This is a genomic window from Pseudarthrobacter sp. 1G09, assembly GCF_050038305.1.
Lineage (GTDB): Bacteria > Actinomycetota > Actinomycetes > Actinomycetales > Micrococcaceae > Arthrobacter > Arthrobacter equi.
Genome location: NZ_CP188306.1, coordinates 4,218,946 through 4,232,047 on the forward strand (window position 1 = coordinate 4,218,946; position 13,102 = coordinate 4,232,047).

Annotated in this window: 10 protein-coding genes; 8 read left to right on the forward strand and 2 right to left on the reverse strand. The window is 62.1% G+C overall.

Annotation, left to right across the window (positions count from 1 at the left end; translation table 11 throughout):
- Positions 1 to 250 precede the first annotated feature (250 nt).
- The gene (locus ACP3TD_RS19450) at positions 251 to 1,075 is read left to right on the forward strand and encodes a sugar phosphate isomerase/epimerase family protein (RefSeq protein WP_426764680.1); all 825 of its coding nucleotides are present in this window, start codon (positions 251 to 253) and stop codon (positions 1,073 to 1,075) included.
- Between the two features lie 101 nt (positions 1,076 to 1,176).
- Here ACP3TD_RS19450 and ACP3TD_RS19455 read toward each other — a convergent pair whose 3' ends face one another.
- Positions 1,177 to 1,893 (reverse strand): GntR family transcriptional regulator, encoded by a 717-nt coding sequence (locus ACP3TD_RS19455; protein WP_426764682.1) that lies wholly within the window; start codon positions 1,891 to 1,893, stop codon positions 1,177 to 1,179.
- Between the two features lie 174 nt (positions 1,894 to 2,067).
- Here ACP3TD_RS19455 and ACP3TD_RS19460 point away from each other — a divergent pair, with 174 nt between their 5' ends.
- The 7 genes from ACP3TD_RS19460 (at position 2,068) to ACP3TD_RS19490 (ending at position 11,215) form a co-directional block, all read left to right on the forward strand.
- Entirely contained in the window at positions 2,068 to 3,009 is a 942-nt protein-coding gene (locus tag ACP3TD_RS19460) for an alpha/beta hydrolase (RefSeq protein WP_426764684.1), read from the forward strand.
- Between the two features lie 10 nt (positions 3,010 to 3,019).
- Positions 3,020 to 4,642, forward strand: a complete 1,623-nt coding sequence (locus ACP3TD_RS19465) for a flavin-containing monooxygenase (protein WP_426764686.1) — start codon at positions 3,020 to 3,022, stop codon at positions 4,640 to 4,642.
- Positions 4,643 to 4,685: 43 nt separating this feature from the next.
- Positions 4,686 to 6,146 (forward strand): aldehyde dehydrogenase, encoded by a 1,461-nt coding sequence (locus tag ACP3TD_RS19470; RefSeq protein WP_426764688.1) that lies wholly within the window; start codon positions 4,686 to 4,688, stop codon positions 6,144 to 6,146.
- Positions 6,147 to 6,185: 39 nt separating this feature from the next.
- Positions 6,186 to 7,310 carry a zinc-binding dehydrogenase gene (locus ACP3TD_RS19475; RefSeq protein WP_426764690.1) on the forward strand — a complete coding sequence of 375 codons (1,125 nt, stop codon included), beginning with the start codon at positions 6,186 to 6,188 and terminating at the stop codon, positions 7,308 to 7,310.
- Positions 7,311 to 7,822: 512 nt separating this feature from the next.
- The gene (thiS, locus tag ACP3TD_RS19480) at positions 7,823 to 8,059 is read left to right on the forward strand and encodes a sulfur carrier protein ThiS (RefSeq protein ID WP_426764691.1); all 237 of its coding nucleotides are present in this window, start codon (positions 7,823 to 7,825) and stop codon (positions 8,057 to 8,059) included.
- A 5-nt stretch (positions 8,060 to 8,064) separates the two neighbouring features.
- Positions 8,065 to 8,877 (forward strand): thiazole synthase, encoded by an 813-nt coding sequence (locus tag ACP3TD_RS19485; RefSeq protein ID WP_426764693.1) that lies wholly within the window; start codon positions 8,065 to 8,067, stop codon positions 8,875 to 8,877.
- A gap of 1,039 nt (positions 8,878 to 9,916) precedes the next feature.
- Positions 9,917 to 11,215, forward strand: coding sequence for an MBL fold metallo-hydrolase (locus tag ACP3TD_RS19490; protein WP_426764695.1), 1,299 nt, complete (start codon positions 9,917 to 9,919; stop codon positions 11,213 to 11,215).
- Between the two features lie 189 nt (positions 11,216 to 11,404).
- On the opposite strand, the gene ACP3TD_RS19495 is transcribed toward ACP3TD_RS19490, so the two are convergent.
- Positions 11,405 to 13,000, reverse strand: coding sequence for an IclR family transcriptional regulator (locus ACP3TD_RS19495; RefSeq protein WP_426764697.1), 1,596 nt, complete (start codon positions 12,998 to 13,000; stop codon positions 11,405 to 11,407).
- Between the last annotated feature and the right edge of the window lie 102 nt (positions 13,001 to 13,102).

A 13,102-nucleotide genomic window follows, 5' to 3' on the forward strand; every position in this document is an offset into this window, starting at 1 on the left:
AAACAACTTCGGGCCTGCTGGGACCGTTAGTCTCCCCCCGCTCAGCCGACGCCGGGCCTCCCCATCGTCGGATGTAGCACTCAAGAAAGCGTGCAACAGGCTCTCGCGCCTATCAATGCCCGAAGTCGTCGCCGAGGCGAGAAAGATCGAAGTTTCGCGTCCGCGGTCACAGGTCCAGCGCATGGTGCTTTTGGGGGACCCCTTCTAGCTCGCATCCCTTTCAGCCGAAGACAAGAGTAGAAGGAGAACAGTGGACAAGAATATCTCGTTCATGGGCGCGAACCTCGTCGCCCAGCAACTCGACTGGAACATGACCGAGGGCTGGAATCAGGGCGACACTGCTGCGAACGACTGGTACCGCCCGATCGAGACTTTTGAGGAACGCTTTGGCGTGTTCGTGCAGAGCGTGGCCGAGGCCGGCTTCGCAAACGTGGACGTTTGGCACCCGCAACTCAACTACGAGTGGGCGACGGACGAGCACATCGCCGCAGCCCAGCGGGTGCTGCAAAAGCACCAGGTGAACGTCGCGAGTTACGGCAGCGACTTCGGCGACACTGTCGAGAAGTTCCATCGGGCAAACGCAATCGCCAAAGCCCTCGGCACGAACATCCTCGGCGGGCAGACTCCGTTGCTCTTCTCAAACCGCGCCTCCGTCATTGCGATCCTGAAGGAGTTCGGTAATGTCCTCGCCCTCGAGAACCTCAACGAGAAGACCGCTGCCGAGCTCCTCGAGCAGATTGGCTCTGGGCACGACGGCGTGCTCGGAGCCACCGTCGACACGGGCTGGTTTGGGACGCAGGGTTTTGACGCCGCCCGCGCGATCCGCGAACTCGGCAGCAACGTCATCTACGTACACCTTAAGGATGTGCGCGCCGTGGGCGCCCACGACACGTGCGCCTACGGCGATGGCATCGTCCCGATCGACGAGTGCGTCCGCGCGATCCGCGAAATCGGCTATGACAAGCCGATCAGCATCGAGCACGAGCCCGAGCGCTACAACCCGTTTCCCGAGGTGCTTCGCAGCCGCGGACGGCTGGTGGAGCTCCTTGCTGAGGCTGAGCCGAGCATCGCGTAACGGCCGCTCACCGCAGCCGCAAGGCTGTGGGAGCGGACAGAATGCCCATGCCAGGCGCAGCAGACGCGTGCAGACCCATGCCCCCCCGCTCGCCGGATTGATTAGGGTTTCGGGCCCGTGGGGACAGCCTGTTGAACGGGGACAGCTTGTTGAACGGAGTCCCCTGCGTCACGGTCACGGCTCATGGTCGACAGGACGAACCGGGTGTGGGCATCCAGGACCTCCAGGGCGCCTTCAGTTTCGCCGGCCTCGATTCGGTGGACGATTTGCGTCATGGTGCTGACCCAATTCTGGATGAGGTGGTCTGAAGGGTAGGTGACCAGCCGCGTCGAGGCGCGTACCATCGCAAACTTCACCAATTGCTCAAGTTCCCTGTGGTCGGCGGCGCCAAGGAGAGTGTCCATAATCAACCCGAAACCCTGCCGCGATTCAGCTGTAGCGTGTTCCGGGAGGGCACGGCAAAACATGTCCAGGCCCCGGTCCAGATCGGCGTGATGCTGCAGGGAAACCTTCGGCCCGGCTCGTTCGATGAGTGCACGCATGACGACCAGTTCCACGTCCATGGCCTCCATGGCGTCACGTTGGGTGAAAGCCGCGACGCGCCTCCGCTTATTCGGTAGGATTTCCAGCCACCCCTCGGCCGTCAGCTGCATGACGGCCTCCCGAATCGGTGTGATGCTCACCTTCAGCTGCCGGGCGAGCTCGGCGTCCTTAATCGGATGACCCGGGGGGAGTCCGCCGTTCATGATCTCGGCGCGGAGATGGCCCACGATCGCTTCCCGGAGGGTGCCGGGGGCCTCAAAAATGCTCAGGTCCATCTCCAGATGCTCGTCGTGCCAACGCTGTTGCATCCACCTTAGTCGAGCTGTCCCCCGTGAACGGTGCGAATGAAAAGCCGACCTACTTTGCGAAAAAGCTAGAAAAGAATGCATCTTGCATCTTATGCTGTGGTGGTCCACGTCGCAGTAGTGAGCATTCAATGAGGAGTAGCAGTGGCATTAGATTCAGCGACCCAGAATTTCCTGCAGATGGCGGCCGAGGCAGGCGGTAAGCCGCCGTGGGAAGTCTCTCTGGCGGAGGCCCGAGGAGCGGGCGCGGCCTTCGCCACCCTGCAGGGGGCCGGCCCGGAGGTCCAGTCCATCGAGGAACACCAGCTTGAGGGCGGGGGCGGCCCGTTCAACGTCCGCGTCTACAGCCCCCAGGCGGAGCCCAACAGCGTATTCGTCTACTTCCACGGCGGGGGATGGGTCCTCGGCGACATCGCGGAACAGGATGTCCTCGCCCGGAATCTGACCGCGGAAACCGGATCCACCGTGGTTATGGTGAATTACCGCAAGGCCCCCGAAAATCCCTTTCCCGTCCCAGCTGATGACGCATGGACAGCGCTGCTGTGGGCTGCCGAACGAAAAGAAGAACTCACCGGCCGCCCCGACGCCCCGCTGGTCGTCGCGGGGGACAGCGCCGGAGGGAACCTGACCATCATCACCACCCATCGGGCCCGAGAGGCGGGGGCTCCGAAGATCGATCTCCAGGTACTGGTGTACCCGGTCACCGACGCCGATTTCGAGCGGGCGTCCTACCTGGCGCCTGAGAACCAGCTCATGCTCAACAAAACCATGATGGAGTGGTTCTGGGATCAGTACGTTCCCGATCCCAGCCAGCGGCATCACCCTGAGGCTTCCCCCTTGCAGGTCGTCGATCTGTCCGGCCTGCCGCCCGCCGTCGTCTTCGTTGCTGAGCACGATGTCCTCCGGGACGAAGTGGAAGCATATGCGCGCCGGCTTCAGGAAGCAGAAGTCCCCGTGGAGGAGATCCTGGTGGACGGCCAAATGCACGGCTTCATCTCGATGATCAATATCCTGCCGGCAGCAAACGAAACCGTCCGCGCCATCGGCAGCCAACTTCAGGGCCGCTTCGCAGCGGCCGAAGCATAGGGGGCTGGCTATGCGACATGTTGACGCGGTAGTCGTCGGCGCCGGTTTCGGCGGCCTGTACTCCCTCTACAAGCTGCGGGGCCAAGGCCTGTCGGTCCAGCTGTTTGAGCGCGGCTCGGACGTCGGCGGCACCTGGTTCTGGAACCGCTACCCTGGTGCCCGCTGCGACGTGCAAAGCGTTTACTACTCCTACTCCTTTGACAAGGAACTGGAGCAGGAGTGGGAGTGGAGCGAGAAATACGCGACCCAGCCCGAGATCCTGAAGTATCTCAGTCACGTCGCCGACCGGTTCGATCTTCGCCCCAGTATCGCACTGAACAGTTCTGTCGTCTCGGCCGAGTACGACGCCGGCACGGCCACCTGGACGGTCACCACCGACGCGGGCGAACAGGTCAGGTCCAAGTACCTCGTGATGGCTACGGGAGCTCTGTCTGCGGGGCGGCTGCCCGACATCGAAGGACTGGATTCCTTCAACGGCGAAACGTACCACACCGGGTCATGGCCGCAGAGCACTGTGAACTTCACCGGAAAGCGGGTAGGCGTCCTCGGAACAGGTTCCTCCGGCATCCAGGCCATACCCCTGATAGCCAGGGAAGCTGAGCAGCTGACGGTGTTCCAGCGGACACCCAGTTTCAGCCTTCCCGCCCACAACGAACCCCTCGATCCCGGCTGGGTTAGGCAGGTGAAGGCCACCTATGCCGAACTGCGCGAGCAGTCCAGGCTCTCGCCCGCCGGGCAGCCGCTACGCATGCCAACGCAGTCTGCGCTGGAAGTGCCCGCAGATGACCGTAACCGACGGTACGAGGAAGCCTGGCAGGAAGGCGGCCCGACAATCCAGACCAGTTTCATGGATCTGATGATCAGCCCCGAGGCCAACGAAACTGCGGCCGCATTCGTCCGGGCAAAAATAGACGAACTCGTCCAAGACCCGGCAACGGCAGAACGGCTCAAACCCAAGGAATTCCCCCTGGGGTCCAAGCGCGTCTGCGTGGACTCGGACTACTACATAACCTTCAACCGGGAGAACGTCACCCTTAAGGACGTGAAGAGTGACCCCATCGTGAGGATCACACCGGCCGGAGTCCGAACGCAAAATGAAGAAATAGAACTTGACGTGCTGGTCTTCGCCACCGGCTTTGACGCTCTAACCGGATCCCTGGACAGGATCCACATCACGGGCAAGGACGGGGCAACCCTGAAGGACACATGGGCGGCCGGTCCCCGAACATACCTTGGACTCTCGGTGGCAGGATTTCCCAACATGTTCATCGTGGCAGGACCCGGCAGCCCGTCTGTGCTGACCAACATGGTCATGTCCATCGAACAGCACGTCGAATGGATTTCCGATCACGTAGAACATCTTGAGGCGTCTGGGCTGGTCAGCGAAGCCAACCCCGCGGCGCAGGACGAATGGGTGGAACACGTCAACCAGGCCGCGGCCCCGACCCTCTTCATGAAGGGCAACTCCTGGTACCTGGGCGCCAACGTCCCGGGGAAACCGCGCGTCTTCATGCCCTACGTCGGAGGCCACGGCGACTACCGGGCCAAGTGCGACGACGTAGCAGCCAAGGACTACGAGGGCTTTGACTTCCGTCCAGCGCCCGCCGTCGACGCCAGCCGCGTACCGGCCTGAACCCCACGTTCTTTCACCAACAAGCAGCTACCCGGAGATCACCATGTCCATAGACGTATCAACCAAGACGTACAACACCTTCTATATCAACGGGGAATGGGTCGAAGACGCAGACCGCGAATCGGTTCCCGTCCTGGATCCCTCCACTGAAGAAACGATCGCCCACATCCAGCGGGCTACGCTTGCCGACGCCAAATCAGCTATCGAGGGAGCACAGGCTGCCTTCAAGGACGGCGCCTGGCCCGGGCTGACCTTCGCAGAGCGCGCCGGATACTTGTCACGGATGGCCGACCTCATCGACTCAAGGCTCGATGAGTTCGCCGACATCTACATCAACGACCAGGGCGGCCTGGCCAGCTTCGCGGGCTTCATAGGCCAGCAGGCCAGTAACATTGTCCGCTACTACGCCGAACTGGGCGCCTCCTATCCGGAAGGCCCGCAAACCCGCGAGATCCCTGGCGGACGGGTGCTCATCAACGAACTACCCGTCGGCCCGGTCTTCGCGAGCGTTCCATGGAACGCTCCCCTGATCCTTGGCGTCGTCAAGATTGCCCCGGCGCTGCTGGCCGGCTGCCCCGTGGTGGTGAAAATGGCCCCTGAAGCGCCGCTGGCAGCCTATGTCATGGCAGAAATTTTCGCGGAACTCGGACTGCCGCCGGGCGTTATCAGCCTCATCATCGGCGGCCGCGAAGTGGGCGACTACCTCACCCGGCATCCTGACATCGCCCACGTGTCGTTCACTGGGAGCACCCAGGTCGGACGCGAGGTCGCGAAGGCAGCCACCGAGCATTTCGCCCGGCTCACACTCGAGCTCGGCGGCAAAGGTGCCTCCATCTTCCTCAACGACATCAACCCCGGAGATGCCGCAGCGTTCATATACCCCAGCAGCATGTCCCAGAGCGGTCAGGTGTGCACCACCAGCAGCCGACTCCTCGTGCCGGAGTCACGGTACGAAGAGTGGAAGGCATCCCTGGTAAACACCTTCAACGCCTACAAAGTCGGCGATCCCCGCGACGCAGACACCCTGGTGGGCCCCCTGATCTCTGCGAAGCAGCGGGCCACCGTAGAGGAGTACATTGCCTCCGCCCGGGAAGAGGGCGCCACCATACTCACCGGCGGCGGCCGGCCGGCGAACCTGGAGCGCGGCTTCTACATCGAACCCACCCTGGTCACCGACGTAACCCGGGACATGCGGGTGGTCCGTGAAGAGGTGTTCGGCCCCGTGATCACCCTGCAGTCCTACTCCACCGAGGACGAAGCGGTCGCCATGGCCAACGACACTTCCTACGGGCTGGCCAACGTCATCATCACCAACGACATGGACCGTGCCGTCGAACTGGCCCCGCGCCTGCGCAGCGGCACCGTGAGCATCAACAACTTCGGAGCGTGCCTGACCCAGCCGTTCGGCGGATTCGGGGACTCGGGCGTCGGCCGCGAAGGCGGCCCCGAAGGGCTCCAGGCCTACTTCGAAACCCAACAGATCCAGTTCCCGGCAGCGCACTGACCACCAGGCCAACCAACCCCACCAGATAAAGGAGCCAACATGTCGAACCAGACCAAGGCGAGAGCCGCAGTCATCCGCGAGTTTGGAAAGCCGTACGTCATCGAGGACGTGCTGCTGGACGAGCCGCGCGGGCGTGAAGTACTCGTCCAGGTCAAGGGCTCAGGCCTGTGCCACAGTGACGAGAACTTCGCCACTAACGACGTCGGCATCCCGCTTCCGATGGTCCTTGGCCACGAAGCCGCCGGCGTCGTCATCGGCGTCGGCCCGGACGTCACCGAGACAGCCCTCGGCGACCACGTGGTCGCCTGCACCGTGGCATCGTGCGGCAGATGCGACGAGTGCCTGCAGGGTTACCGCGTCAATTGCCTGCACCCGGAGGCCGCCTCCCGCGCAGCCGGTGAACCGCCGCGCATCACGGCAGGAGGAGAACCTGTCACCCAGTTCTTCGGGATCGGCGGCTTTGCAGACCACATCCTGGTCCATGAGAGCCAACTGGTCCCGGTGGACGCCTCGGTGCCGCTGGACCGTGCAGCGCTCCTGGGTTGTGCAGTCGTGACAGGGGGAGGTGCGGTACTGCGCAGCGCGGCAGTCAGTGCCGGCGATACGGTTGTGGTCATCGGTGCCGGCGGGGTGGGGCTGAACGCCATCCAGACCGCAGAGCTGGTGGGAGCGCGGAAGGTCATCGCCGTGGACCTCCAGGAGGACAAGCTCGCCCTGGCCAAACGATTCGGAGCCACCCACACAGTGAACCCGGCAGACGGAGACCCCGTCGCCCAGGTCATGGCCATCACCGGCGGACAGGGAGTGCATCATGCCTTCGAGGTGACCGGAGGAGCGGTGCCCCTGAAGCAGGCCGCCGCGATGCTGGGCCGGCGCGGCAAGGTGTACATCGTGGGCATGCAGAAGCCGGGCGCAAAACTGGATTGGGAAGTGGACGCCTTCAGCACCGCGCACATCGCTTTCGAGCAGGGACTGCGCGGCGTCAACATGGGCTCCACCAACTTCAAGATCGACGTGCCCTACTTCGCCGAGCTGTACCTGCAGAACAGATACAACCTGGACGGCCTCGTCTCCAACACCATTGAACTCGATGACATCAACGACGGATACGCGGCACTCGGGCAAAGCGGCGTAGCCCGAAGCGTCATCACGTTCAAGGCATAACCCCAGCCCGAGGCATCACCAGCTTCCGGTCCGGGGGATCTCTCGAACAGGGGAGGCACCCCGGACTGGAACAGCCCAAAAGGAAACAAGCGCCCGACATCAAACCCGCCTGGCGTCCAACCTCGTCGTGTCGTATTGCTTCTCCGCAACGGCTGGCCTGAGGCGCGGGTCGGGTCTTTTCGTTCTGCATCATCCCCTCTCCCCCAATCCTTGGGTTCGTCAACAACAAGGCGGGCATTCACGCCGTACTAACGGTCACCGCGCTGGCCTGATCGGAGCGCCATTGTGGTGACTGAGACAAAGCCTGACGGGCCAATACACGTTGGCCTTGTTCATCGCCGTCGCAAGAGCGGCTCTGCCACTGGTCCACGTGGACGTGGCGATCCACATGGGTAACAAGAAACGTGCGGCAGCGTCTAACGACCCGGCTACGGGACTGGTGGGGTGACGAACGTCAGGAACACTCAACCGAATGCTGTACTACTGCATATTGACCAGAACAAGGAATCAGCATGAACATCACAGTGAACGGCAAATCCCACGCCGTGGGGCCAGCAGCTTCCGTGGCGACGCTCGTCACTCAGATCACGGGGTGGAATGTTGCCTCCAATGGGCAGGCCGCTGACGGCCAGAGGTTAGGTGTGGCGGTAGCGCGCAACTCAGGCGTGGTGCCCCGCAGCCAGTGGCACGATACGTCGCTCGCTGAGGGCGATGACATAGAGCTCGTGACGGCAGTTCAGGGAGGATGAGGACGATGACGGAAACAACTGCCCCTCCAGCCCTACCCGGAACAGACACCGACCGCCTGGTCATCGACGGAGTGGAATTGAGCTCCCGGCTCATTATGGGCACGGGCGGAGCGCCCAGCTTCGACGGGCTCGGTGCGGCGCTCCTGGCCTCCGGCGCGGAGCTAACCACGGTTGCCATACGACGTTATTCGCCTGCCCAGGCGGGTTCACTGTTCCAGCTGCTCGTCGACAATAACATCCGTGTCCTGCCGAACACCGCCGGATGCTTCACGGCAAGGGATGCGGTCATGACGGCGGAGCTGGCCCGTGAGGCGCTGGAGACGGACTGGGTGAAACTGGAAGTCATTGCCGATGAGCAAACGCTCCTGCCTGACGCGGTGGAACTTGTCGATGCCACCGAGCAACTCGTGAACCGGGGCTTTAAAGTCTTCGCGTACACCAATGACGATCCAATTCTGGCGCTGCGTCTGGAGAACCTGGGAGCCACCGCCGTGATGCCGCTTGGCGCTCCAATCGGGACGGGACTTGGCATCCTGAACCCGCACAACATCGAGCTGATCGTGTCGCGTGCCTCCGTGCCTGTGGTGCTGGACGCGGGCATCGGTACCGCCTCGGACGCCGCGCTGGCGATGGAACTGGGCTGTGACGCCGTGCTGCTGGCCACCGCCGTCACCCGGGCGCAGAACCCCGCGCTGATGGGCGAAGCCTTCAAGCATGCCGTTTTCGCCGGTCGGCTGGCGAAGGCGGCCGGGCGAATCCCGCGCCGCGAGCATGCGCTGGCGTCTTCTGCAATGGAAGGCCGGGCTGAGTTCCTCTAGGAGCTTAGACACATGCGCAGATCCGGTGGGCTCCAGAAGAAATGTGCGGCTCCACAACTTGCGTGAAGGTTTCCAAGGACGCTTTGAATCGCGAAGCAGTTAGTTACCTGCGGGACGGCCGACCACTGGGCGGAGTGAGATGTCGGGACAGTACGCGAGGCGTGTCGGCGATGCTCAAATGCAAACCCAAGCCTTGCGAGGTCTCCTAGACATAGTGACGGATTAAAGTACACCCAAACTTGACGTCTAGACCGTCTGACAAGGGAAGACTTTGCCTGAGGGTGGAGCTCCCACTTGTTCTCGGACGCTCCGACTCATCACAACAAGTGAGTGGTCGTCCACTACCCAACTCGGACCTCATCCGGTCCAGGTTCTTTCGGACTATCTCGACTATTCGCTAGCTTCCCAGCCCGTTTTCCTCCCCCGGGGACTGTCACGTTGGGGTCTGAGGACATGATGAGCGGCTGTCAATGAAACGGAATTTCGCACTATTCTGACGCCAACGCACGAAGACGGCTTTGGTTGCTGCCCCTAAAGGCCTGCATGTGTCAGCCCCGCAGCTTGACGGAATCTTTATTATTATCGGCCTTTGGAAATAACTGGGGGAGTGCCTGCATAACTGCTTCGGCGCCCCAGGATTCCAATGGACCGTCCGTGTCTACGGTAAAGCCGTCCGGAAGCCCAAGGCTGATCCCTTCCATCAGAGATGATTACTGGGCTGCGGCGAATGCCGGGGTCGTCCTTATGGTCATAGGACATGATCGTGTTGGCACATCGGGAAACACGAAATCCTGCTTAACCGCACAACTGAGATTGACCCGGTAATCCATAGCTGGAGTCTGCTCACGGGCCATGCGTAATACGCAGCTCCTCCAGGACTAGAAATCTGCCTCGGTATTGACAGCGCCTCCTACCCCTCGCAGACTGGCTAAGTTCGACATTAAGGACACTGTCCCATTTATCGAATCCAGCTTGGCGTTGTTGTCGGGTAGGACTGTGCCCGCCCACGACGAACATGATCAAACAAGGGAGTATGAACATGGCAAGAAAGTTTCACGTCGGGAAATTGCTTACCGCCGGAATCGTGGCGTTAGGCGCTGTCTCCGCGACGGCTGCCCCTTCAGTAGCGTTGGATTCCAGTGACGCCTCACCCGGGTCATCCACTTCGGTGGAGGCTCATCTGGAAGCAGCTACGAAGAACGCATTCGGGGATCAGCACCTCATCGACACCTACCGCAAGTACTCCTGCTTCGAGGTCGAAGACCCCGCCATCCGGAACGAATACCGGGCCGGCAGCGGCCAGCGGGTACCGCTCACCAAACTGCTGGACGGGCTCTGGTACATCGGAGATGGCTATGTGGGTCAATACATCCTGGAGACGGCTACTGGTGGCTTTGCCCTTATTGACACCCTTAACAACAGCAGCGAGTTTGAGACCTATACGCTCCCCGCTCTTGAGTCGCTCGGCCTGAGTGACACCAAGCCTCTAGAAGGCGTACTCATCTCGCACGGCCACTTTGACCACGACGGCGGTGCTCCTGCCCTCCGCGCTCACTTTGGGCCCGACCTTCCCATTTACCTCGGCTCCGGGGATGCAACGGGCAAAACCTACGGGCCGACGCTAATCGACACCGCGACTCCAGATATCAAGGAAGTGACCATCGGCGGAACGCGTATGTACGCGCAACCAACGCCCGGCCACACGACGGGTAACCTGGTCCCCTTCGTGCCCGTGGAGCACGACGGGGAGAGCGAACTGCTGTTAGTGAACGGCCGCTCCGCCGTTCCACAGACCATCGATGCTGCACTTCAGTATCTGGCGGGCACTGAACTGCAGTACAACGCGGCACGCACGTTGGGAGCAACTGGAACAATTCACACACACCCCCTCTCTGACGGATCACGACGCCAAATCGACTCAGTAAACGCAACCGGTGCAGGCGATCCGAATTTCATCCTCGGCAAGGAGCGGACCCTGCAGGCCGCAGCCATCTGGCGCGAGTGCGCAGCTGCTCGAATAACGGAACTGGACCCGTCGGTCGACATTCCAGTCTGGCGGGCCACTACCGTCGCGCTTCCCGGGCGTAAGCCCCTTGCAAGGCAACTCACCGCAACTCTGGACAGTCCCTGGGGCCCAGTGGTTGGCCAGGTTGTCACCTTCCGTGCCGGCACTGAAGTTGCGTGTGCTGCTGTGACCGATAAGAGCGGCGTGGCCGAGTGTAAGAGCGACAAGCCGATCCGGCCCCACCAGGAGGTCACGGCGACGTTCGAAGGAAATGAGGGTCAGGACTACGTGAACCTTCCCACAACGTCCTCGCGGGTCGCCGTGCAACGATAAGGAGCCAGTGGTTGGACACGTGACAGGCGGATGGGGTGCGGGTACCAGACTGCGGCCCATTCGTCTGCATCTACTGGTGAGGTCGGCCCTGTCGTCTCACTTCGGGATGAACACCAATCTCAGGATTTACGGTGCAGGCCGGGAAATTGCGATTACCCAAAAGGCTGCCCTCCGCACCCGGGCTGGGCCTTATTGTGCTGCAGCGAAGGCGACGCCGTGGTCGGTGGATTCCTGCTCCTTGGAATTGCTTTCACGGGCAGGAAGCCCTGAGTTTTTGACGGTGAGCAGTCGTGTGAGGCTTTGCGCCGTGGAGACTACGGCGCTGGGGAGCTCTGTCGGCGGCGTTCCGGCTACGCGGTGGTTGGGGACGGTGACGGTGACCGATCCGCGAATAGTTCCGTTGACGAAGAATGGTGCGGCGATGCCGTGGGCGTCGGGGACTCTTTCGCTGTCGGTGGCGGCCCAGCCTTGGGCGCGGATGAATGCGAGCTCCTGTCCCTGAACTCCAGCTTCTTTGCCTATCGTGGCGCTCACATGCCGGGGCAGGTGGGCGAGGATGGCTTTGCCCGCAGCTCCGGCCGTCAATGGAATTTCTTCGCCTTCTTCCAGGACGTAGCGGACATTCCGTGCTCCGGCGATTGTTCGTCCTATGTGGACTACTTCGGTTTCCGCGTCGTAGAGGGCCAGGGTGGTGGTTTCGCCCGTTTGTGCGCTGAGTCCGCGCAGATCCTCGTCCACTAAGCGAGGAAGATCGTGGCCGGAGCCGAGCGAGGATGACCAGCGAAGCAGCGTCGGGCCTGATGTCCAGGTTTTGTTGTCCAGCCTGGTTATCAGCCCCACATCCCGGGCGGATTCAGCAAGTCGGCGGGTAGCCACGGACCGGGTCCCCCACAAACTCGAAAGGTCCTGCAGCGTCAGTTCGGCCAGCGGTTCGGAGCAGAACGCCGTGATGATGGCGGCGATCCGTTGTATGAGTGCGGATGATTCGGCCTCAGGCAGAACCTCCCCCGGCCTCCGGTTGCTGGGGCGGTCGGTGAGGAGGGATTCGAGTTCCCGGGCAGCTTCGCGGAGCAGTTCGACGCCGGCTTCGATGTCTGATTCCTTGAATTCGTTCCGTGGCCGGGACAGCGACAGTGACCCGAACAGCCGGTCGTTGACGGTGAATGGCACACCGATGCCGGCGGCGTCGGGAATGTGCTGGCCGATGCTGACGACAGCGCCCGTCGTGGCATAGCTCTGCAGGGCATTCTCTATACGGGTCCTGCTGTCAATGGACGCTTCGGTGTACTTCTTCAGTTCTTCCGGCAGTCCTGCCGTTCCGCGGCGGGTGAGGATAGCCATTCCAAGGGCACCGGCATGGGTTGGCAGGTTTGTACCTGCCGGCAGCGTGTACCTGACGGGCGCGTCTGGTTCCACGGAGGCCAGGACGAAGCATTGCTCCGGGTTGCCGCTTTCGACGGCCATCAGGGCTGTTGCCCCGGACGCCCGGCTTAGGCGCGCAAGAATTTTTGTCCCCTCGGCAAAGAGTGGATGGCTTTCCTGGAGCGCTGCGGACAGGACCTTCAGCCGTGGTCCGACGATGTAGGCGCCGCTGGCGTCCCTGGTCACCAGGCGTTCCTCGACGAGCCGGCTGAGGATCCGGTTTACGGTGCTTCGGCTGGCGTTCAGTTCCTCGGCCAGCTCCCGGACGCCCCATCCGTAGCCGGCTCGGCCGATGACAGCCTCGATGACGGCAACGACCTCTTTCGAGCCGTCCCGCTGTGCTGACTGGTCCAGTTGCTCCATATTTGCAGTATCCCACGGCACCAACTGCCCTCCTCCTTGAGTGAACCCAGCTTTCACCCGCTACTTGACAGTGGCATGGGACACAGGCATTCTTGAATCAAT